The organism is Mucilaginibacter mallensis, from assembly GCF_900105165.1.
Taxonomy (GTDB): Bacteria; Bacteroidota; Bacteroidia; order Sphingobacteriales; family Sphingobacteriaceae; genus Mucilaginibacter; species Mucilaginibacter mallensis.
In genome coordinates this window covers 3,157,026-3,181,473 of record NZ_LT629740.1, presented here as the reverse complement: position 1 = coordinate 3,181,473, position 24,448 = coordinate 3,157,026, and the positions used below count along the sequence as shown (strand labels likewise).

The window sequence follows — 24,448 nt, the reverse complement described above, 5'->3', positions numbered from 1 at the left end:
TGTCGCATGAAAAATGCCTGGTTTAAAATATTTATATATAGTCTGCTGCTGATACCAGTCCTAAATACTTATGCCCAAAAAACGGAGATCCAATTCCTCTCCGGCGCAGGCAGCGATCATACGGTAAATTGGCAGTTCTACTGTACCGCTAGCCATAATTCAGGCAAATGGACAACCATACCCGTACCATCCAACTGGGAATTGCAGGGCTTCGGCAAATACAATTACGGTTTGGATAAGGACAGCCTGAAAGGCAAGGAACAAGGGTTATATAAGTACCAGTTTGATGTACCTGCAGGATGGCAGGGTAAGGCTGTAAACATTGTGTTTGATGGGGCTATGACAGATACCAAAGTCATGATCAACGGTCAGCAGGCGGGCGACATTCACCAGGGGGCCTTTTATAGGTTTAAGTATGATATTACCAGATTATTGAAATATGGTCAGCCAAATTTACTGGAAGTAACCGTATCTAAATATTCCGCTAATGCATCTGTAAACGCAAGTGAACGTAAAGGTGATTTCTGGGTATTCGGCGGGATTTTCAGGCCGGTATTTCTGGAGGCCTCTCCGCAGCAACATATCAGTCATGTTGCAGTCAATGGTAAGGCAGATGGTAGTTTTGAGGCACAATTGAAGCTGTCAAACATAAAAAATGTAGAGGCAGTAACAGGTCAATTCTATACTCTCTCCGGGCAAAAGGCGGGTATACCATTTTCAGCCAAAATTAAAGCGGGTGATACGTCGGTATTGATAAAAACACATCTGGCTGTGCCTAAATTATGGTCGCCGGAGTTCCCTAACCTGTATAATGCAGTATTTACACTTACATCAAATGGTAAATCGGTGCATACCGTACAACAACGTTTCGGTTTCCGTACAGTTGAGCTGCGTTTGCACGATGGTATCTACGTAAACAACGTAAAAGTAAAATTCAAAGGCGTTAATCATCATTCGTTCTGGCCAACTACAGGGAGGGCTACCAGCAAAGCTATTAGCATTGCCGATGTTAAGCTAATCAAGGATATGAACATGAACGCGGTGCGCATGTCGCATTATCCGCCTGATGAGCATTTTCTTGATGTGTGCGATTCACTGGGATTATTTGTTTTAGATGAACTTACCGGCTGGCACCATGCTTATGATACACAGGTAGGCTCCAAACTGGCAAAGGAAATGATTGAGAAGGATGCAAATCATCCCTCAATCGTGATCTGGGACAACGGCAATGAGGGCGGTTTTAATTTCAATCTTGATCATTGGTTTGATGATCTGGATATTCAGAAACGCCCACTTATACATCCCTGGGCCGTGTTTAGAGGCACCAATACCCAGCATTATATCAATTACGATTACGGTAATAATACTGCCATACATGGTCACGATGTATTCTTTCCTACGGAGTTTCTGCACGGTATATATGATGGTGGTGCAGGCGCTGGTCTTGATGATTTTTGGGAGCAGATGTGGCATACACCGATTTCGGCAGGCGGCTTTATTTGGGTTTTTGCTGATGAAGCAGTAGTGCGTACCGATAAAAATGGGTTACTTGATTCAGATGGTGACCATGGGCCGGATGGTATCTTAGGGCCGTATCATGAAAAAGAAGGCAGCTTTTATACCATAAAGGAAGTCTGGTGCCCGGTTCATTTAGAACCACGGGAAATTACGCCGCAATTCGATGGGAAATTGCGATTAGAGAACCGCTACCTGTACACCAACTTAAAACAATGCACATTCATTTATAAGCTGGTTAAACTTAGAAATCCTTACCAGGAAACAATAGCATCATCAGAAACGGGAGCGATCGCTTCGCCTGATGTAGCTCCCGGGCAGTATGGTAATTTACAAATGCATTTACCTGCCGACTGGCAAAACTATGATGTGTTATACGTAACAGCATATGATCCTTATAAAAACGAACTTTTTACCTGGAGCTGGCCTATCAGCAGCCATGCTGTAATTACGCAGCGAATGGTGGCAAAAGCAGGCACCAACAAGCCTGTTATTACTGAAACTGATTCGCTATATAACGTAAGCGCAAATGGTATTCAGCTTGAGTTTAACCGTAACAATGGCATCTTAAAGAAAGTAGAGAATACAAAAGGTGAAATTCCATTTAATAACGGCCCGGTATTAGCTGAAGGCCAGGATAAATCGGGCTTTCAAAAACTAAGAAACTATTATAAAACCGATACACTGGTAATTGAAGCTGATTTTACCCCAAAAAGTATCGAAGCGCAATTAAGGTGGATGATCTATCCATCGGGTTTAGTACGACTTGATTTAAAATATTGGCCTGTCGGCGAGGATGGTAAATTGTTAGGCGCAAGCTTTTCTTATCCTGAAAAATATGTACAAAGTGTAAGCTACATGGGTGATGGCCCATACCGCGTTTGGAAAGACAGGCTAAAAGGCGTGAAGCTGAATGTGTGGGACAAAACCTATAACAATACCATAACCGGAGAGGACAGCACTAAATTGATCTATCCCGAATTTAAAGGCTATTACTCCAATTTATACTGGATGAAGATAAAAACCACAGGGCAGCCCATCACCGTGATCTGCGATAGCAGGGACGTTTTTATGCGTTTATTTGCGCCTAAATATCCAAAGCTTACCTACAATAATAACATCGCCCCTGATTTTCCTTCAGGCGATATCTCTTTTATGCATGGCATAACACCCATCGGAACAAAATCACAGCAACCAACACGGTTAGGTTCGCAAGGGCAAGTGAACCAATATTTTAATTATGATAAGCATATCGAAGATGCCTTATCGCTCACCTTGTATTTTGATTTTTCGGGAAAATAAATGAGGCAGACGAGGATATATATAGCTACGGTGTTGACATTCATTATTTTGATAAGTGTTAAAAGTACGAGCATGGCTGCGGTAAGCGTTCAGCATCTGCAATGCGAAATGCTGAATAATCCGCAGGGTATAGGTGCTATCACGCCTAGATTAAGCTGGCAAATAAAAAGCGATCAGCGAAATATTATACAAACAGCCTATCAAATCATTGTATCATCATCCCCACAAAAACTGGCCTTGAATCTTGGCGATCTGTGGGATTCTCATAAAGTTATTTCCGACAGGTCCATCATGATAAATTATGCAGGTAAGCTATTGGCTAGTCGCACTGCCTGCTACTGGAAAGTTAAAGTGTGGACTTCCAAAGAAGAAAGTGGCTGGAGCCAACCCGCATTATGGAGTGTTGGCTTATTAAATGCCGCCGACTGGAAAGCAAAATGGATAGGTTATGAGTATGGTTTTCCCTGGGATAGTGTTTCTAAGTTCTCAAGGTTATCTGCAAGGTATTATCGCAAGCAGTTTCAAACTACTCAGCAGGTTAAAAAGGCTGTGGTTTATATAGTTGGATTAGGTCACTACGAACTATACATCAATGGAAAACCTGTCGGCGACCAGGTTTTGGCTGAAGCGCCTACGGATTATACCCAATCCGTGTTATACAATACGTTTGATGTTACCACGGATATTCAGCAGGGCGAAAATGTTATCGGCACTGTATTAGGCAACGGTCGCTTTTTTACCATGCGGCCAAAATACAAGCCTAATAAGATCAAAGAATTTGGTTTCCCAAGAATGTTGCTGCAACTGGAACTCACCTATCAGGATGGCAGTAAAAAAGTTATCACAAGTGATGATAGTTGGAAATTTACAGCTGATGGACCTATTCGCACCAATAATGAATATGACGGCGAGGAATACGATGCTATCAAAGAACTTGTCGGCTGGAATGTTACCGGTTATGACGATAGCAAATGGCTAAAACCTGAACTGGTTGAATCACCTGGTGGTAAAGTTGAGGCACAGATGAATGAGCCAATCAAAATAGTGGATACCATTCATCCCATCAGCATAAAACAACTGAAACGCGGCATCTGGATAATGGATATGGGCCAGAATATGGCAGGCTGGGTGCAGATGAAAGTGCAAGGTAAGCGGGGCGATAAAGTCACACTGCGCTTTGCTGAAACGCTTAAAGAAGACAGTGACCTGTACATAGCTAACCTACGCGACGCTAAAGTAACTGATGTTTATACCTTGAAAGGCGGAGGCGAAGAAGCATGGCACCCGGTATTTGTATATCACGGGTTTAGGTATGTGCAAATCACCGGGTATCCGGGTGCACCAACGGTAAACGATTTTATAGGTCAGGTAGTTTCTGATGGTATGGCGAATACAGGCCATTTTGAAACTTCAAATCCTTTGATCAATCAGATCTATCATAACGCTTACTGGGGTATTTTAAGCGATTACAAAGGCATGCCGGTGGATTGCCCGCAGCGTAATGAGCGTATGCCATGGCTCGGCGACAGGGCGATTGGTTCATTAGGTGAAAGCTTTGTATTTAACAATGAAAACCTGTATGCCAAATGGCTGAATGATATTGAACAAGCGCAAAAGCCTGATGGCTCCATACCTGATGTAGCACCCGCTTACTGGAATTATTATAGCGACAACATGACCTGGCCCGGCACCTATATCCTTATTGCCGATATGCTTTATAACCAGTTTGATGACAAAGGACCTATTGAAAAGCATTACCCATCCATGAAAAAATGGCTCGGTTATATGCGCCAGAAATACGATAAGGACAACCTTATGACCAAGGATAAATACGGCGATTGGTGTGTGCCGCCCGAATCGCCGGAATTGATCCATTCGCGGGATTCGTCTCGCAATACCAATGGGATATTGATCGCAACTGCTTATTACTATCACATGCTGCTGTTAATGCAGCACTTTGCCCAAATTTTGAATAGACCCGCGGATGCTCAGCAATTTGCTGCACAAGCAATGCAGACTAAAAACGCCTTCAAGCAAAAATTCCTGGATAAAAAGACTTTTCAATACGACAATAATACAGTTACCGCTAATTTATTACCGCTGTACTTTGGTATGGTGCCTGCGGAAGATAGAAAAGCGGTGTTCAATAATATAGTAGATAAGATCACCATTGATGCAAAAAGCCATATCAGTACCGGCGTTATCGGCACGCAATGGCTTATGCGGGGATTGACAGACTTTGGTAGACCTGATATTGCGTACCACATAGCTGCTAACGATGACTATCCGAGCTGGGGCTATATGGTAAAACGGGGCGCAACCACTATTTGGGAGCTTTGGAACGGAGATACCGCTGCACCAGCCATGAATTCCCGCAACCATATCATGCTTTTGGGTGATCTGATTGCCTGGTTTTACCAGGATCTGGGAGGTATTAAGGCTGATGAACCCGGTTTTAAAACCATCATAATGAAGCCATCTATAGCCATAAATAGGTTGGATAATGTAAATGCATCCTATAATACACCTTATGGTTTAGTAAAAAGCGACTGGAAAAAGCAAGCCGGGCATTTTGATTGGGCTATAACTATTCCTGCAAATTCAAAAGCAATAGTGTATTTACCTGCAGGTAGTGTAAATGATGTTAAATGCGATGGTAAAAGTTTATCCGCATTAAGCGGAGCAAAGCAATTACCGGATGTGAATGGCAAAGTGAAAGTAGAAATAGGTTCGGGCGATTACCATTTTGAAATAAATAATTATGGCAAATAGAATTTATATAAAAGGATTATGGATGTTGATTTTGTGCCTTGTATTTGCTGCAAGCGCATATGCCCAGCCTAAACAATGGAGCAAAGGCATCATCACCAATGAGTTTATTTTTGAGAAAGCGCCGTATCCGGAGTGCCATTCCGCGACGATAGCCGAAACTAAAACTGGCCTGGTAGCCGCGTGGTTTGGTGGTACAAAAGAGCGTAACCCGGATGTTTGTATTTGGGTGAGCCGCCTGGTAAATGGCAAATGGACCGAAGCGATTAACGTTGCTAACGGCATACAAAATGATACACTACGTTATGCCTGCTGGAATCCGGTGCTTTTCCAGATTTCAGGCGGTGATCTGCTGTTGTTTTACAAAATAGGTCCTTCTCCAGCAAAATGGAAGGGATTTGTCAGGAGGTCTAAAGATGGCGGCATTACCTGGTCGGCGCAGGAGGCTTTGCCTGATGGTATTTTAGGCCCGGTTAAAAATCAGCCAGTAACATTAAACAACGGCAACATCCTGTCTCCATCGGGTACGGAGAATAATGGTGCTAAGGTTCATTTTGAACTATCAACCGACAACGGCCAAACCTGGCAAGCCACAGACCCGCTTAATGATGGCAAAACTGTAAAAGCATTACAGCCCACCATTTTATTTCATAAAGGAGATAGTTTACAAATGCTTTGTCGCACCCAAAACCGGGCGATATATGAATCATGGTCTGCGGATAATGGTAAAACATGGTCGCCGCTCGATAAAACATCCCTGCCAAATAATAATTCAGGCATTGACGGGGTAACGCTTAAAGATGGCCGCCAGCTGTTGGTTTACAACCACGTATTGCCACCGGGAAACCTTGCCAAAGGTGCACGTACACCGCTTAATGTGGCCATATCCAACGACGGTAAAATATGGTACGCCGCGCTGATATTAGAAGATTCACCCATCAGCCAATATTCCTATCCAACTGTAATACAAACTGCTGACGGTATGGTGCACGTGGTTTATACCTGGCGCCGGCAACGCATAAAATATGTAGTTATAGACCCGAAAAAACTTGTTTTAAAAGAGATAATTAATGGCGAGTGGCCCAAAGTTGAGGGCTACACACCGCCGGTTGTAACAGGCAATACAAAGGATTTATAAAGGATAAAGGGATGAGAAGATATAAAGTATATGCGCTGTTGAGCTTTATGTTGCTGCCACTCATGATATGGGCGCAACAAGATACCGACCATGATTACAGGCGGTCGTTAAAAGACGTATTGGATGAAATACAGACAAGGTATCATGTCAAAATAAAATATACCGACGACCAGGTAAAGGATAAATATGTGAATTATGCCGACTGGCGTTTTCGCAATACGGTTGATGAAACATTAGCTAATGTATTGGCCCCTGTGGATATGAAGGTGAATAAAACCGGACCGTCATCTTATAAATTAAAAGATTATGAATACAATGTATGGTCGGTTGAAGATGGTTGGGCAAAACTGGATAGCATAGCTAAGTTATATCATGATGTAAATAGCTGGGAGCAACGTAAGGCTATACTCCGACCGGCATTATATAAGGCGCTTGATCTTTCACCATTACCTTCCAAGCCTGATTCAAAACCCATCATTACCCCAAAAAGAATTTATAACGGTTACACGGTTGAAAACATCGCTATCGAAATTTTACCAGGTTTGTATATCAACGGCTCATTGTATAAACCGTTGCATTTTAAAGGGAAGATTCCGGTGATGCTTAGTCCAGATGGGCATTGGGACAAACAACGTTACCGTACTGATTGTCAACTGCGTTGTGCTTCATTAGCACGTATGGGTTGCATGGCCTATAGCTATGACCTGTTTGCATGGGGAGAGTCGTTATTACAATTTAAATCTGAAGATCACCGCACAAGTATTGCCCAGGTTGTACAAACACTTGGAGCTATCAGAATCATAGATTACTTATTGAGTTTAAAGGAAACAGACCCTGCCCGGTTGGGTATCAGCGGAGGGTCAGGCGGTGGTAGTCATACCGTATTGATGGCTGCTATTGATCCGCGTATTAAGCTGAGTGCGCCTGTGGTTTCGGTATCATCTTATTTCTATGGCGGCTGCCCTTGTGAAAGCGGCATGCCTATCCATATGTGCGATGGCGGAACTGATAATGTGGAACTGGCCGCTATGGCAGCGCCAAACCCACAGCTTTTGATCACTGATGGCAAGGACTGGACAGCCCACATGCCCGAACATGATTTTCCATATCTGCAAAAAATTTACGGTTATTATGGCAAAAGCAATTTAGTAGAAAACGTACACCTGCCAAATGAGGGCCATGATTACGGCCCATCAAAGCGTAACGCGCTATATAAATTCGTTGCTAAAAATTTCAAGCTGGATATCCATAAGATAGAGGATAAGAGCGGCAACATAGATGAATCAGAAGTGACCATCGAAAAAGAACCGCTGATGTATGTTTTTGGCGATCACGGTCAATACCTGCCTAAGGATGCCATAAAGGGATATGCCAAATTATTAGCTGTTTTTGCAACGGCTACAAGAGAAAAGAATCCAGCTTATTAATGCCATTTTCTAACACTGAAATGAAAATATTTTGTATCCTGTTGTTAAGCGTTTACACCCTGCCTTTTATCAGTCTAAATAGCTATGCTGCTGATATTTGGGTGGCTGTAAACGGCAATGATAATAATACAGGTACAAAGAATAGCCCTAAGCGAACCATAGCTGCCGCTTTAAGACAAGCGCGTGAATTGCGTAGGCTGAATGACCCATCGATAACCAATGGTGTCCATATTATTGTTGAGGATGATGAGTACGTTTTGGATGAACCCTTATTTATCCGTCCGGAAGATTCGGGAACAGCTTCTTCACCAACAATAATTGAAAATGCGCCGGGTGCAAAGCCCGTAATTAGTGGAGGTGTAGCTATTGCTAACTGGAAGAAAGTTTCGGTACCTATTACAGGTTTGCCAAAAGAAGCGCAAGGCAAGCTATGGGAAGCGCCGATACCTGAAACAGGTAGCAGTCCTTTATTATTCAGGCAGTTGTGGGTTAATGGTAATAAAGCCATCCGCGCCAGGGAAAGCGATACTGATGAAGGTATGAACCGCATCTTGTCACTGGACAAGCAAAAACAGGAGATCTGGATCCCTGTACCTGCCAGTGGTTTACCAAAATATCCCGGGCAGATGGAAATGGTGATCCACCAAATGTGGGCCATTGCTAATTTAAGGGTGAAGTCTATAATGATTGATGGTAACAAAGCCAGGTTAACCTTTTATCAGCCTGAAAGCAAAATAGAATTTGAGCATCCATGGCCTGCCCCCGTGATTGATAAGGAGCATAAAATGAATGGTAACTCGGCTTTTTATCTAACTAATTCCCTGTCGTTTTTAAATAAGTCTGGCGAATGGTATGAAGATATGAAAGCCGATAAAGTTTATTACTGGCCCCGTAAAGGTGAAAATTTAGCTAACGCGAAGGTAATAGCCCCATCACTTGAAAAACTGGTACAGGTAAATGGTACCATGGAAAGGCCGGTAAGCTATGTGTTTTTTAAGGGCATCAGTTTTGAATATACCACATGGCTACGTCCATCGCAGCAGGGCCATGTGCCCTTACAGGCCGGTATGTATTTGCTGGATGCTTATAAATTGAAAGTAAAAGGCACACCTGAAAAAAGCGGACTGGAAAACCAGGCATGGGTTGGTCGCCCACCTGCTGCTGTTGAACTGGCTTACGTAAATCATACCGGTTTTGAGAGTTGCACATTTACACACCTGGCATCAACCGCTTTGGACTATACAAGAGGCACGCACGATGATGAGATAAAAGGCAACTTGTTTAAAGATATTGGAGGCACAGGCATACAGGTTGGTGTGTTTTCAGATGAAGGTTTTGAGGCGCATTTACCCTATAATCCACCAGATCTACGGGAGGTTTGCACCAATGAGTACATCGAAAATAATTTAGTTGTTGATGCTACTAATGAGGATTGGGGCTGTCTCGGTATCAGCGCGGGTTATGTAAAAGGCATCAGGATCGAGCATAATGAGGTTTGTGATGTATCTTATTCCGGCATCAATGTAGGCTGGGGGTGGACTAAAGCCGCCAATGCTATGAGCGATAATATTATCCGTGCTAATAAAGTCCATCACTACGCCAAACACATGTACGATGTAGCGGGCATCTACACCTTATCGGCGCAGCTAAATTCTATTATCGACAGCAATTATGTAGATAGCATTTACAAAGTTTCCTACGCGCATGATCCGCAGCATTGGTTCTACTTATATACCGATGAAGGCTCATCTTACTTCACAGTAAAGAATAACTGGTGCCCGTCTGAAAAATTCCTGAAGAATGCCAATGGTCCCGGTAATGTATGGGAAAATAACGGGCCGATGGTGGCGGAACATATAAAGAATGCCGCAGGCTTGCAAACGTCTTATAAATACCTGTTAAATGGTATAAAAGTGAATACGGATTATCAACCCATAAATCATTAATATGTTAAAGCGACTGTTTGTTTTATTGTTGATAGGCATTGGTTTTATGACCGTTTATGCTCAATCCCCGATGAGTAACCCCGTGATTGTAGAGATAGTTGCAAAGAGCTCAGCTTTCAAATTTGGTGCTTTTGCCGACATGAAAGGTTATGGAATTGAGAACATTCAGCAATGGAATAACCGAGTGATAGTTTATGCAAATACAGACCGTCTACAGCAATTAAAAGATCGCCTAACAAAGGAGTATCCGGCAGATCAGGTCATATTATTTGAGAACCCATTCTACAATTTCAACAGAAAATATTGCAGCGATAAAACCGTAGCCAAAAAGTGGGATAACATTATCCTTTCTGCAAATCTGGTGAAAGATCAGAAACTTCAGCAGGAATATCTGAACTACCATGCAAAGCAGTTCCAAAAATGGCCCGAGGTATCGCAAGGCTTTTGTAATGCTGATTTTCAGCAACTGCTGGTATTTAAAACCGGTAGGCAGTTGATGCTGGTTATCAGCATACCCAAAGGCGAAAGCCTCGATAAATTAAACCCGCTCACTACCAAGAATAACCCGCGTGTGAACGACTGGAACAACATGATGAAGAAATATCAGGAAGGTATTTACGGGACTAAAAAAGGCGAAGTGTGGGTGTTTTTTAAAGATGTTGGCGACAAGAAATTTATTGAATAACAGAAAAGATAGATAAGATATTTATGTTAAAGTTAGGCATATTAGGATTAGGAGAAGGCCGCAGCACTATGTCGGCAGCATTAAACAGCGCTAAATACGAGCTGAAAATGGTGTGTGATATGAATATTGAAGTGTGTAAACAACGCGCGGAAGAGTTTAATTTTCACCAATACACCACCAGTTATCAAAAAATGTTGGATGACCCGAAAATCGATGTCATCGCTATTTATACCCCCGATCATTTACACGCCGAGCATGTTAAACAGGCTTTGCTGCATAACAAGCACGTGATCTGCACCAAGCCATTTATTGATGATCTAGCCCAAGCCCAGGAGCTTTTAGATCTGGTTGAACAAACCTGTAAAAAAGTATTCGTGGGCCAGAGTTCCCGTTTTTTTGAGCCTGCGAAAAGGCAAAGAAAGGATTATGAAGAAGGTTTGCTAGGCGATCTGATCACCATTGAAAGCCATTATCACGCGGATCATCGGTGGTTTTTGGAAAAACCATGGGCGCTTGAGCAAGCATTCAAATGGTTATATGGTGGGCTAAGTCACCCGGTAGACTTTATACGCTGGTACATGCCCAATGTTGAAGAGGTAATGGGCTATGGCATGATCAGCAATAATGGTAAAGTCGCCGGACTAAAAAATGAAGATACCATGCACTTTATTTTTAAAGCGACTGATGGTCGCATTGCGCGGGTAAGCGGCGCTTACACCGGTTACACTCAACCCACGCAACGCGATAGCGGTATGAGTGTAATATTAAGATGTGCCGAAGGCGCGTCGCAGGCAGATTATCACGAACTGCGTTATGCTGTTACAGATAAAACAGGTGAAGAAAAAATCATTTACTGGGGTGATAAAACGCTGAAATATTATTTCAGGTTTGGGGGGCAGAGCCATCACGCCGGTGAGTATCAAAACTATCTTGAATACTTTGCTGACTGTTTAGAGAGCGGGGAAACAGCTTTTCCCGACATTAAAGAGGGTATAGGCACTGTTGCGTTGTTACAAGCAATGGACAGGTCATTAAAAACCGGGCAGCCTGTAAAGGTTGCCGATATACTTGACGAATACCAGTTATCACCTGAAAAATTAAGCGCATGATGGTAGCAATGGGCAGTTTGGTAACCAATTTAACAACGCTGGATTACGCCATTGTAGTGGCCTACATCATTGTGCTGATGGTTATTGGTTACAGGGCCAGTTTTGCTAAAAAGAAAAAGACGGATGAAACGCTTTTTCTCGCTAATAAATCATTGGGTTGGGCAAGCATAGGCTTTAATATGTGGGGTACCAATGTAGGCCCGTCGATGCTGTTGGCTTTTGCCAGTATCGGCTATACAACAGGTATTGTAGCTGTAAATTTCGATTGGTATGCTTTTGTATTCTTATTATTGTTGGCGGTAGTTTTTGCACCCAAATACCTGGCAGCCAAAGTAAGCACCATGCCTGAATTTATGGGCAAACGCTATGGTGATTCAACCCAAAATATATTGGCCTGGTATGCGCTGATCAAGATCCTCATCTCATGGCTGTCGTTAGGCTTGTTTGCAGGCGGCTTTTTAGTGAGGCAGATATTGGGCATCCCTATGTGGGAATCAGTAATTGTACTGGTGTCCTTTGCTGGACTGTTCACCTTTGCCGGAGGATTGAAAGCCATTGCCAAAGTTAATTTCTTCCAGATGATATTGCTGATAGCCGTATCCTTATTACTCACAGTATTGGGTGTTATAAAAGCGGGCGGACTATCCGCAATATACCACAAAGTACCGCATGATTACTGGAACCTGATCCATCCCGCAAGCGATAAAAAATATCCCTGGTATGCTATTTTATTAGGATACCCGGTTTCAGCTATCGCTTTCTTTTGTACTGATCAGGCAATGGTTCAGTCAGTTTTGGGTGCTAAAAACCTGGAGCAGGGGCAATTGGGCGTAAACTTTATCGCATGGTTAAAAATATTGTCACTGCCGCTCTTTATCCTTACGGGGATATTGTGTTTTATCCTTTATCCCGGCTTAAAAGACCCTGCCGAAGCCTATATGACCATGGTTACCCATCTTTTCCCGCCGGGACTTAATGGTTTGGTGATCGTAGTGCTGATAGCCGTACTGGTGGGCACTATCGGCTCATCACTCAACTCATTGAGTACTGTGTTTACTATGGATGTTTATGTCAAAAAGTTTAATCCCAATGCCACCAACAAACAGATCATTAAAGTAGGCCGCATAGCAGTAGTAGCAGGTTGCCTATTTGCTGTTGCCGTAGCATTAGCTATCGATAATATTAAGGGGCTTAACCTGTTTGATGTATTCCAATCGGTTCTGGGCTTTATAGCCCCGCCGCTGGCTGTTGTTTTCCTGCTCACGGTATTCTGGAAAAGAACCAGTCGTAAGGCCGTGAATACAGTCTTATCTGCCGGTTCAGCATTTAGTTTGGGTGTTGGTGTGCTCTACCTGTGGGTTTTTACACCTGATAAATACCTCATTTGGCCGCATTATTTACTGCTGTCGTTTTACATTTTCGCATTCCTAATGGCTTTGGCAGTTGTTATTTCATTGCTGGATCAAAACCCTGTGATGTATATCCCCGATAAGCTGATAACCATTGTTAAGCCCACTAAACGGGTAAAAATTGCCTGGAGCGTTTTAATTATTGTAATGATATGCCTGTACCTGGTATTTAACGGACATTAATTTATGAAGAAGGATCAAACAGTTAACTTAAAATATGCAGTAGTAATTGCCCTGCTTGGCTTTATGCTGTTCAGCGGTACAGCAAAAGCGCAAAAGGCATCATGGATATGGTACCCCGGCGATTACGAAGTCTGGCTCAGCAATAAAATGCAGAACAGGCGTACCGAGCGTGGTACATTCCTGCCGCCATTCTGGAAACTCGATAGCCATTATGTATTGATGAACTTTCATAAGGATTTTGAACTGGCAGAACCGGAAGATGCTAAATTGTATGTAGAGGGCCAACACAATATTAGTTTGGATGGTACTACAATCCGTGGCTATCCTAAAACTATTCACATCCCGGCAGGCAAGCATCGAATCAGTTTAAAAGTATATAACCAGGCCAATGTGCCCGCCATATTTGTACAGGGTAGGCATTTGGTGTCAGATACCTCGTGGCTGGTAACTTGCGAGGATAAGGAATGGATCGATGCCTCGGGAAAAACATCGGATGTATCGGCCACAAAATATTTAATGGCAGGCAGCTGGGGTTTTAATGATCCTGTGGTGCTGCCATCAACTTATCATTTACCTGTTGAACCTAAAAAGGCAGTCAGCATAGATGAAAAGCCGCATCATATGTTTGTGGATTTCGGCAAGGAAACCTTTGGTTACATCAAATTAAACGGCATAAAGGGAAAAGGAAAAGTATCACTCTACTTTGGCGAATCACCCAATGAGGCAACGGATACAGCAAGATGCGAGCTGGCAGATAAAGTTGATATCGATCAACGAAGCGGTGATTATACCTTTAACGGTTCGAGGGCATTCCGGTACGTAAGCATTTATTATGATGATAATATCAGCATTAATGACGTATCCATGCTGTACGAATATTCACCTGTAAAGCAGCGGGGGAGTTTCAGATGTTCTGATGAAGAGGTCAATAAAATATGGGATGTAGCAGCCTACACGCTGCACCTGAATACCCGCGAATTTTTTATAGATGGCATTAAACGCGATCGGTGGGTATGGTCGGGTGATGCTTATCAGAGCTATCTGATGAATTATTACCTGTTCTTTGATTCGCCTACGGTTACCCATACGTTACTGGCACTTAGGGGCAAAGATCCGGTAACCAGCCACATCAATACTATTATGGACTATACGTTCTATTGGTTCCTGGGCATCAATGATTATTACCAATATACAGGCGATAAAACTTTCATCCAACAAAATTACCCACGTATGCAAAGCATGATGGATTTCTGTTTATCGCGCCGCGATAAGGATGGTTTTGTACAGGGCCAAACCGGGGATTGGGTATTTATAGATTGGGCCGACGGACTGAGCAAACAAGGCGAAGTAAGCTTTGAGCAGATCCTGTTATGCCGTAGCCTGGAAACCATGGCCGAGTGCGCCAAACTGGCTCATGACAGTACCAGAGCTGTAAAATATGCCCAGATAGCCGCTTACCTGAAAGCTAAGATATTCAGCTATTATTGGAACGATCAGAAACACGCGTTAGTGCATAGCCGCATCGATGGCAAGCCAACGGATAACGTTACTCGCTACGCCAACATGTTCTCCATATTTTTTAATTACCTGGATGAGGCCAAAAAGCAGGATGTAAAAAAATATGTATTGCTGAACAATGATGTGCCTAAAATCACCACGCCGTACATGCGTTTTTATGAACTGGAAGCCCTGTGCGCCATGGGTGAGCAAAGCTATGTGCTAAAGCAAATGAAGGATTACTGGGGAGGCATGCTCAAGCTGGGCGCAACCTCATTTTGGGAAGAATATAACCCGGCAAAAAGCGGTGCCGATGTTTACGCCATGTATGGCAGGCCCTACGGCAAAAGTTTATGCCATGCCTGGGGCGCAAGTCCTATCTACCTTTTAGGGAAATATTATTTGGGCGTAAAGCCAACATCGCCCGGTTATAAGGAGTATATAGTTGAACCTAATTTGGGGAGCCTGCAATGGATGCAGGGGAGTATACCTACGCCAAATGGCGATATCAGGGTTTATGCCAGCACAAAAGTAATAAAAGTAAGCGCCGATGATGGCGTAGGCACACTGCGTTTTAAGAGCAAAACTAAGCCGGTTTGTAAACAGGCTAACATCGTATCAAAAGATGATAATGTTTACGAGCTACAGATACAAAAAGGGCAGAATTTAGTGGTTGATTATAACGCGATGTAATGATGGCAAGTCCCTTTAAATATATTCTACTGTTTTTAAGTATTTTACCGTGCTTGAGTATTGCACAATTGGTAGATAAAACCCCCGCGCCGGTGCCTGTAGTACCTGATGTTTATCATTTCGATCCGTGGGAAGATCCCGCTATAGATGGCATAAATCGGCAGGCGGCTCATGCTACGGCATATTCTTACAGTAGTATTGAGGATGCTTTAAAAGGCAACAGGGAGCAGTCGGGGAGAATGATATCACTGAATGGTTATTGGGATTTTCGCTATTCACCAATGCCTGCTGATACGCCAAAAGAATTTTACAGGAACAGGGTAAAAGGGTGGGGTAAGATCATTGTACCATCGAGCATGGAGATGCAGGGCTATGGCAAGCCCATTTACAAAAGTGCGGTTTATCCGTTCAGGCCGGTTAACCCGCCGCACATGCCAACAACTGATAACAGCGTAGGTAATTATCAGCGCACATTTACTATTCCTGCAACCTGGAAGGATATGAACATCACACTGCATTTTGGTGGGGTAAGCTCCGGGTTTAAAGTATGGTTGAATGGCAAGTTTTTAGGCTATGGCGAGGATAGTTTTTTACCATCGGAGTTTAACATAACGCCTTATCTCCAAGCAGGTGAAAATGTGTTATCGGTACAGGTGATCCGCTGGACGGACGGCTATTTTCTCGAAGATCAGGATCAGTGGCGTTTAAGCGGTATTCACCGCGAGGTGATGTTATTGGCTGAGCCAAAGCTGCGTATCGCCGATTTCTTTTATCAAACTAAGCTAGATAAAGATTACAAGGACGCGCTTTTTGAATTAAGGCCGAGAATGGAAAACCTCACCGGCGAAGAAATCCACGGGTATAGATTGGAAGCACAATTGTTTGATAAACATAATCAGCCTGTTTTGGCAAAGCCGATGGAGAAAAGTGTGGAAGATATTATCAACGAGATCTATCCACGTCTGGGCAATGTTAAGTTCGGATTGATGGAAGCTGAGATAAAGAACCCCGATAAATGGAGTACAGAAGAGCCAAATTTATATACATTGACGCTGGCATTAAAAGATACAACCGGGCATATCCTGGAAGTAAAGAGCTGCAAAGTTGGTTTCCGGAGTATTGAATTTTCTAAAACCGATAGTAAGCTGCTCATAAATGGTAAAGTTACCTACCTGTATGGCGTAAATATGCCCGATCATGATCCTGTTAAGGGTAAAGCACTATCGCGTGAAGATATTTTAAGGGATGTCCAAACGGTAAAGCGCTTTAATTTTAACTGTATCCGTGCAAGTCATTATCCTAAAGATCCTTATTTCTACGATCTGTGCGATCAGTACGGAATTATGGTAATTGATGAAGCTAATTTAGAAACCCATGGCCTCGGCTCAAAGTTAAGCAATGACCCTACCTGGGCTTGCGCTTATATGGATAGGATGACCCGCATGGTTATGCGTGATAAAAATCATCCGAGTATCATCATCTGGAGCTTAGGTAATGAAGCCGGTCGCGGCCCCAACCATGCAGCAATGGCAGCGTGGACGCATGATTTTGATATTACCCGCCCGGTACATTATGAACCTGCGCAAGGAACGCCGCAGGCCGAAGGTTACGTTGAACCTGATGATCCGCGATATCCCAAAACAAATGATCACTCGCACCGTATTCAAAACCCTATAGACCAACCTTATGTAGATATTATCAGCAGGATGTACCCTGGCTTGTTTACAGCTGATCTGTTGGCTAATCAACAAAATGGCGATCACCGCCCAATATTTTTTGTTGAGTATTCACACGCCATGGGTAACTCCAACGGCAATCTGAAAGAGTTTTGGGATATATGGCGTAATACGCCGCGCATCATCGGCGGAGCCATATGGGAATTTAAAGATCAGGGTTTGCTTAAAAAGGATGCAAACGGCACGCCATTTTATGCCTTTGGTGGTGATTATGGTGAAAAATATTATGATGATTTCACCATTAAGGGCCTCGTTGCACCCGATGGCAGACCCAAACCTGCGATGTATGAATGCAAGCATGTTTTCCAGTCTGCCGAATGTAAATTGGTTGATACGGCTAAAAGAATGATCAATATCAAAAACTGGAATTCCGTTACATCATTAAACCATTATACGGTAACGTTACAGGTTAGAGAGGATGGTAATGTCATCATGAAAAAGATTTTACCGGCTATCAACTTGCCTGCCATGAAGGATACCACGCTATCATTATTACCATATCTGCCCGCTATGAAACCCGGGCATGAATATCTGGTTGATATTCACTTTACTTTACCCGGGGATGAGCCCTGGGCACCAAAAGGATATGAAATTGCGGAAGATCAGTTTGCATTAACAGGATTGCCGGTTATCAGTAAAAAAATAAAGAGCTATCCCGGACTGCAATTGCAGGAGAATACAGATGCCTATGTAATGAGCGGCAAAAATTTTAAGGTAATCATCAATAAAAATAATGGTGCTTTAAGTTCATATATCTCCAACGGTCAGGAACAGGTATATGCACCTTTATTGCCACATTTTACCCGTCCGCTTACAGATAACGACCGCCGTGGCTGGAAATCTAATAAAAAACTAAAGCCATGGTATGTAGATAGTGTGAAACTAAAAAATGTATCGTCACAGAAATTAAATAATGGCTTAATTAAAATAACCAGTAATTATACGCTCATCAATGATAGTGCCGCAGTACAGGTTAACTACATCATAAATGGTAATGGGATTGTTAAGGTCAATTATGCATTAAGCACTCAACCGGGCTTGCCTAATATACCCGAGGTAGGCATGCAATGCGGTATTAAACGCAGCTACGATAACATCAGCTGGTATGGCAGGGGATTGTATGAAAACTATGTCGACCGCCGCACAGGCTTCGAGGCGGGTATCTACTCACAACCCATCAATGAGTTTAATGAGCCTTATGTTGTGCCGCAGGAGACCGGTAATCGTACAGATGTTCGATGGATGTATTTGTCAGATAAAAATGCTAGCGGTTTTCTGGTAGTAGCTGATAGCCTGCTCAGCATGAACGCATGGCCTTATACCGAAAAAAATATCGAAGCGGTAAAACATACCAACAAACTAAAAGATGCCGGTTTCATCACTCTGAATATCGATCTGCTGCAAATGGGTGTGGGTGGTAATGATAGTTGGTCGGATGTAGGTGCGCCTTTGGATAAATACCAGATACCGGCTAAAGCTTATAATTATAGTTTTTACCTGCTGCCATGTGCTGCCAATGCTGAAAAAGCGGTTAAACTATCAAGGGAAATAAAGTTTAATGCGGCTAATTAATGATATGAAGAAGCTCATCCTTGTAATAGTAATTTATGTGTGTTGCCTTAACTGGTTTGCCTTGCAGGGATATGCGCAATCGAAAACTAAACCGGCCGACGAGCTTACACAAGCCTTTTTACATCCACCCGAAGCCGCAAAACCGTGGATCTATTGGTACTGGATGCAGGCCAGCGTGAGTAAAGCAGGTATAACCGCCGACCTGGAATCAATCAAAGAAGAAGGGATTGAGGGTGCTTACCTGATGCCTATAAAAGGCCCGGCAAACCCGCCTTACATGTCACCGCCTATTGAGCAGTTAAGCAAACCCTGGTGGGAAATGGTAAAATTTGCCATGAGCGAAGCTGACAGATTGGGTATAAAACTTGCCCTGCATGATTGTGATGGCTTTGCTGTAGCCGGTGGGCCATGGATCACACCCGAACTCTCCATGCAAAAAATAGTATCGTCAAAAACATGGGTAAGCGGTGGTAAAATGTACCATGATACCTTAACTAAACCACAGAGTTATAAAGGCTATTATAAGGATATTAAAATATTTGCTTATCCATCGCCGCAAGGCAGTGGTATAAGTACTAAAACTATTGTTCCTAAAGTTACGGCCAGTACTCATGTCGATGTGCAATACCTGGCTGTGCCCGGCAATAAAACAAGCTTTGCCAGCAGCGAACCATGTTGGATCCAGCTATCATTTGAGCAGCCATTCACCTGCAGGTCGTTAATCATTCATACTAATGCCAGTAACTATGAATCGGAAAGGTTGTTGGTTGAAACTAGCGACGATGGCATAAACTTTAAACCACTAACCCGCCTTGACCCGCCACGCCATGGCTGGCAGGATGGCGATGCGCCCATCACTAATGAAATTATACCTACTACTGCAAAATATTTTCGGTTTGTATATGATAAGGCAGGATCGGAACCGGGGTCAGAAGACCTGGATTTTGCCAAATGGAAACTTTCTTTAAGGTTATCAGGCATTGAACTATCTGCAGAACCGAGGATCCATCAATATGAAGGCAAAACCGGGGAAGTTTGGCGGGTAAGTAAGCGTACTAATACCCAGCAATTGCCAGATGATTTGTGTGTACCACAGGATAAAATTATTGATATTACTGATAAATTGGATGCGAGCGGCAAGCTAAACTGGGATGTTCCCGCAGGCAACTGGACAATCCTGCGCATTGGCCATACCTCAACCGGGCATACCAATGCAACCGGCGGTGCAGGAGCAGGATTAGAGTGCGATAAATTTAACCCGGCTGCAGTTACACTGCAATTCAATAGCTGGTTTGGAGAGGCGGTTAAACAGGCCGGGCCTGAACTGGCTAATCGTGTGTTAAAGATCTTTCATGTGGATAGCTGGGAGGCGGGCAGTCAGAATTGGTCGGATAATTTTGCTGTGGAATTTAAAAAACGCCGGGGATATGACCTGATGCCATATTTGCCTGTAATGGCTGGTGTACCGGTGCAAAGTGCATCAGTCTCTGAAAAAGTATTGAGCGATGTAAGGCAAACCATAGCCGAATTAGTATCGGATAAATTTTTTGGCACCATGGCTAAGCTGGCGCATGCGCAGGGGTGCAGCTTCAGTGCGGAAAGTGTTGCGCCAACCATGGTGAGCGATGGCATGCTGCATTACAGTCAGGTTGACATACCTATGGGCGAATTCTGGTTACGCAGCCCTACGCATGATAAACCAAATGATATTCTTGATGCAGTTTCGGGTGGGCATATCTATGGTAAAAATATTATACAGGCAGAAGCATTTACAGAGTTGCGCCTGATGTGGGATGAAAACCCTGCCATGCTTAAAGCCATTGCCGACAGGGAGTTTGCTTTAGGTATTAACCGCTTTACATTCCATGTGGATGTGCATAATCCATGGCTTGATCGTAAACCGGGGATGACACTGGACGGTATTGGCACCTTCTTTCAGAGAGATCAAACCTGGTGGAAACCCGGTAAGGCTTGGGTGCAATACCTGCAACGCTGCCAGGCTATGCTGCAAATGGGCTACCCGGTTACAGATATAGCCGTTTTTACAGGCGAGGAAACGCCTCGTCGTGCTATTTTACCCGATCGTTTGGTTAGCACTTTACCCGGCATATTTGGTGGGGAAAGAGTAAATGCAGAAGCTATCCGCCTTGCCAATAAAGGTGAACCCATGCGCACTATTCCCGATGGCGTAAATAGTTCGGCAAATATGGCTGAGCCACAACAATGGATAAACCCTCTGCGTGGCTATGCTTACGACTCGTTTAATCTGGATGCTTTATTAAGATTAGCAACGGTTCGAAATGGCAGGATTGAATTACCTGGCGGAGCAAGCTATGGTGTATTGGTGATACCGGGCGTACATCCGATATCGCCGGATAGTAGTTTGATGTCGCCGCGGGTCATAAGGAAAATACAGCAGTTGATTAAGAATGGTGCGACTGTGATTTGGGATACCCACCCAACACAAGCGCCTGGCATGGCTGATGATGCTGTTGTTAAACAGGTGGCTAATGAATTATTAAACGCATCAGGCACAAAAGGTAGAGTAATTACCGGGCCTTATACGGATGAAAGCTTTGATAAATTGGGGATAGAGAGGGATGTTATCGTTACTGACTCCACAGGAGCATTTGTAGCAAACATTGCCTGGAATCACAGGGCGGGTTCGGGATTTGATAGTTATTTTATTTCGAACCAGGAATTCCAACAGCGAACCATTACACTGTCATTAAGAACATCAGGCAAAGTGCCTGAATTATTTGACCCGCTTACAGGCGAGATAAAAACTGCAGGTAACTGGAAAATTGTAAATGGCAGGACGGTATTGTCCATAAAGCTGGATGCCAGCGGATCGGTGTTTATAGTTTTACGAAAATCTGTAGCTATCGCCTCAGTTTCAAAACATCAAAACTGGCCAAGCATAAAGCCGGTGCAAACACTTAAAGAAACATGGGTAGTAAAGTTTGATAAAGCATCTGGCGGCCCGGAACAGCCTGTTGTTTTTAATGATTTGGATGATTGGAGCAAAAATGGCAATGATGCCATAAAGTATTATTCAGGAACGGCAAGTTATAGCCAGCGCTTCAATTGGCAGGGTAATAAGCAAGCTGGTGATATATGGCTCGATCTGGGCAAAGTAGCCAACCTTGCCGATGTGTATGTTAACGGCATCCATTGCGGCACCGCGTGGACCTATCCTTACCGTGTTAACATCGGCAAGGCCTTAAAGAATGACAAAAATGAGATCAGGATCGAGGTTTCAAACACCTGGGCTAACCGCTTAATTGGTGATCATACTTTGCCTAAAGAGAAGCAAATCACTTGGACAAATGCTGTGTACAGGCTGGATGGCAAACCTTTGCTGCCTGCCGGATTATTGGGCCCGATACAAATAATAAAACTGGATTATTAATGAATTTGATGATAAAGAGTGTGTTGATTAGACTGGCAATAGTAATAATTGGGATTTTAGGTGTTAAAAGCGCGTATGCACAGGATAAGGCGCTGGTAAATACATCCGCCAGTCCATATGCTAAGCTAAGCAGTGTAAATATGGGTGATGTAAGCTGGACAACTGGTTTTTGGGCCGACCGTTTTAAAGTTTGCCGTGAGACCATGATTCCGAATTTATGGAAGATATACAGCGATCCGAAAATGGGTCATGCCATTCAAAACTTTGAAATTGCTGCAGGGCTAGATACCGGTTCACACGTGGGGCCGCCATTTCAGGATGGGGATTTTTATAAGTTATTTGAAGCAGTAGCAGCCATGTATTCTGCTACGCACGACCCAAAGCTCGACCAGTTGATGGATAATACCATCGCGCTTTTTGCTAAGGCGCAACGTGCTGATGGCTATATACACACGCCTACATCAATCGAAGAACGCAATCACCCCAAGCAGTCAAAAGCATTTGAAGACAGGCTGAATTTTGAAACTTATAATCTTGGGCATTTAATGACAGCTGCCTGTGTACATTACCGGGCTACAGGAAAAAGGAATTTTCTGGATATCGCCATAAAAGCAACTGACTATCTATACAATTTTTATAAAACCGCCTCGCCGGAGCTGGCACGCAATGCTATTTGCCCATCGCATTACATGGGCGTAGTGGAGATGTACCGCACTACACATGATCCCAAATACCTCGAACTGGCTAAAAACCTGATCGATATTCGTGGCTTAATGAAGGACGGTACAGATGATAACCAGGATCGTATCCCATTCAGGCAGCAAACCGCGGCAACAGGACATGCCGTAAGGGCGAACTATTTATATGCCGGCGCTGCGGACGTATATGCTGAAACAGGTGATACCACTTTACTGCACACCCTCAATTTGGTTTGGAATGATGTGGTTAACCGCAAAATGTATATTACCGGGGGATGTGGTGCCTTATACGATGGCGTATCACCCGATGGTACATCATATCTTTTAAAAGATGTACAGGAAGTGCACCAGGCTTACGGCCGCGATTACCAGCTGCCAAATTTTACCGCCCACAACGAAACCTGTGCCAGCGTAGGCAATGTGCTATGGAACTGGCGGATGTTACAACTTACCGGCGATGCCAAATATGCTGATGTAATGGAGCTTACCTTGTATAATGGAATGCTATCGGGGATAAGTTTAGATGGAAAAAGCTTTTTTTATACAAATCCATTGAGCGTTGATGATGACTTGCCGTTCAGGGACAGGTGGTCGAGGGATAGGGTGGGTTATATTGCTTACTCAGATTGTTGCCCGCCAAACGTAGTGCGTACTATTGCAGAGGTAAGTAATTATGCTTACAATATATCCGGTAAAGGCCTGTGGTTTAACCTATATGGTGGCAATAAATTATCTACTAAACTAAAAGATGGTTCGCCGATAAAATTAACCCAGACAACGGATTATCCGTGGAACGGAAATATCAAGATCCACTTTGATGAAACACTGGGAAAAGAATTTTCTGCTTTTTTACGCATCCCTGGTTGGTGCAAAAGTGCGACGTTAATGATTAATGGGAAGCCTGTGGGTATTAAACTAATCTCTGGTGAATACGTTGCTGTAACCCGTAACTGGAAAATAGGTGATGAAATGGAATTGCAATTGCCTATGCCTGTAAAAATGATGGAAGCAAATCCACTGGTAGAAGAAACCCGCAACCAGGTAGCCGTAAAACGTGGCCCGATAGTTTATTGCCTAGAATCAGTTGATTTGCCAAAGGGGAAAAAGATAGCTGACATAGCGCTATCACCAAAAGCAAAACTGAAACCGCAGTTAATAAAAATTGCTAACTGTGATATTATGAGTTTAACCGGCGTTGCTGATATAAGGGATGAAAATAACTGGAACAATAATCTGTATAAAGAAGTTTCATTAGCTAACCCAAATACCAAACTCAACATTCGGTTAATACCCTATTATGCCTGGGATAATCGCGGGCATGTAAATATGGAAACCTGGATACCTTTCGATAGGTAAG

At 43.4% G+C, this 24,448-nt stretch carries 12 protein-coding genes; all 12 read left to right on the top strand.

Translation table 11 applies throughout. The annotated features are described in order from the left end of the window. Positions 1-6: 6 nt before the first annotated feature. Positions 7-2,817 carry a glycoside hydrolase family 2 protein gene (locus BLU33_RS12995; RefSeq protein WP_091373404.1) on the top strand — a complete coding sequence of 937 codons (2,811 nt, stop codon included), beginning with the start codon at positions 7-9 and terminating at the stop codon, positions 2,815-2,817. A 72-nt stretch (positions 2,818-2,889) separates the two neighbouring features. After that, complete coding sequence (locus tag BLU33_RS12990; protein WP_232009268.1) at positions 2,890-5,589, top strand: glycoside hydrolase family 78 protein; 2,700 nt, start codon at positions 2,890-2,892, stop codon at positions 5,587-5,589. Then, entirely contained in the window at positions 5,579-6,724 is a 1,146-nt protein-coding gene (locus BLU33_RS12985) for a sialidase family protein (protein WP_091373397.1), read from the top strand. Before BLU33_RS12990 ends, BLU33_RS12985 begins: the two co-directional genes overlap by 11 nt. An 11-nt stretch (positions 6,725-6,735) precedes the next feature. Continuing rightward, positions 6,736-8,151 (top strand): DUF4974 domain-containing protein, encoded by a 1,416-nt coding sequence (locus BLU33_RS12980; protein WP_157682141.1) that lies wholly within the window; start codon positions 6,736-6,738, stop codon positions 8,149-8,151. 20 nt (positions 8,152-8,171) lie between these two features. After that, on the top strand, positions 8,172-10,097 hold the full coding sequence (locus BLU33_RS12975; protein WP_091380498.1) for a right-handed parallel beta-helix repeat-containing protein: 1,926 nt from the start codon (positions 8,172-8,174) through the stop codon (positions 10,095-10,097). Between the two features lies 1 nt (position 10,098). Next, positions 10,099-10,782 (top strand): L-rhamnose mutarotase, encoded by a 684-nt coding sequence (locus BLU33_RS12970; RefSeq protein WP_091373394.1) that lies wholly within the window; start codon positions 10,099-10,101, stop codon positions 10,780-10,782. Between the two features lie 23 nt (positions 10,783-10,805). Beyond that, on the top strand, positions 10,806-11,891 hold the full coding sequence (locus BLU33_RS12965) for a Gfo/Idh/MocA family protein (protein ID WP_091373390.1): 1,086 nt from the start codon (positions 10,806-10,808) through the stop codon (positions 11,889-11,891). Beyond that, on the top strand, positions 11,888-13,483 hold the full coding sequence (locus tag BLU33_RS12960) for a sodium:solute symporter family transporter (RefSeq protein ID WP_232009267.1): 1,596 nt from the start codon (positions 11,888-11,890) through the stop codon (positions 13,481-13,483). The genes BLU33_RS12965 and BLU33_RS12960 overlap by 4 nt, the downstream gene beginning before the upstream one ends. 3 nt (positions 13,484-13,486) lie before the next feature. Next, positions 13,487-15,673, top strand: coding sequence for an alpha-L-rhamnosidase-related protein (locus tag BLU33_RS12955; RefSeq protein ID WP_091373387.1), 2,187 nt, complete (start codon positions 13,487-13,489; stop codon positions 15,671-15,673). A 53-nt stretch (positions 15,674-15,726) separates the two neighbouring features. Then, on the top strand, positions 15,727-18,981 hold the full coding sequence (locus BLU33_RS12950; RefSeq protein ID WP_232009266.1) for a glycoside hydrolase family 2 TIM barrel-domain containing protein: 3,255 nt from the start codon (positions 15,727-15,729) through the stop codon (positions 18,979-18,981). A 4-nt stretch (positions 18,982-18,985) separates the two neighbouring features. Further along, the gene (locus tag BLU33_RS12945; RefSeq protein WP_091373380.1) at positions 18,986-22,393 is read left to right on the top strand and encodes a glycosyl hydrolase; all 3,408 of its coding nucleotides are present in this window, start codon (positions 18,986-18,988) and stop codon (positions 22,391-22,393) included. Beyond that, the gene (locus BLU33_RS12940; RefSeq protein ID WP_232009265.1) at positions 22,393-24,447 is read left to right on the top strand and encodes an aceric acid hydrolase; all 2,055 of its coding nucleotides are present in this window, start codon (positions 22,393-22,395) and stop codon (positions 24,445-24,447) included. The genes BLU33_RS12945 and BLU33_RS12940 overlap by 1 nt, the downstream gene beginning before the upstream one ends. Position 24,448 lies beyond the last annotated feature (1 nt).

Excerpts from the sequence above, each read along its gene's own strand:
- BLU33_RS12975 (WP_091380498.1), top strand. The coding sequence starts at position 8,172 with ATGAAAATATTTTGTATCCTGTTGTTAAGCGTTTACACCCTGCCTTTT.
- BLU33_RS12960 (WP_232009267.1), top strand. The coding sequence starts at position 11,888 with ATGATGGTAGCAATGGGCAGTTTGGTAACCAATTTAACAACGCTGGAT.
- BLU33_RS12980 (WP_157682141.1), top strand. The coding sequence starts at position 6,736 with ATGAGAAGATATAAAGTATATGCGCTGTTGAGCTTTATGTTGCTGCCA.
- BLU33_RS12985 (WP_091373397.1), top strand. The coding sequence starts at position 5,579 with ATGGCAAATAGAATTTATATAAAAGGATTATGGATGTTGATTTTGTGC.
- BLU33_RS12940 (WP_232009265.1), top strand. The coding sequence starts at position 22,393 with ATGAATTTGATGATAAAGAGTGTGTTGATTAGACTGGCAATAGTAATA.
- BLU33_RS12970 (WP_091373394.1), top strand. The coding sequence starts at position 10,099 with ATGTTAAAGCGACTGTTTGTTTTATTGTTGATAGGCATTGGTTTTATG.
- BLU33_RS12995 (WP_091373404.1), top strand. The coding sequence starts at position 7 with ATGAAAAATGCCTGGTTTAAAATATTTATATATAGTCTGCTGCTGATA.
- BLU33_RS12955 (WP_091373387.1), top strand. The coding sequence starts at position 13,487 with ATGAAGAAGGATCAAACAGTTAACTTAAAATATGCAGTAGTAATTGCC.
- BLU33_RS12965 (WP_091373390.1), top strand. The coding sequence starts at position 10,806 with ATGTTAAAGTTAGGCATATTAGGATTAGGAGAAGGCCGCAGCACTATG.
- BLU33_RS12990 (WP_232009268.1), top strand. The coding sequence starts at position 2,890 with ATGGCTGCGGTAAGCGTTCAGCATCTGCAATGCGAAATGCTGAATAAT.
- BLU33_RS12945 (WP_091373380.1), top strand. The coding sequence starts at position 18,986 with ATGAAGAAGCTCATCCTTGTAATAGTAATTTATGTGTGTTGCCTTAAC.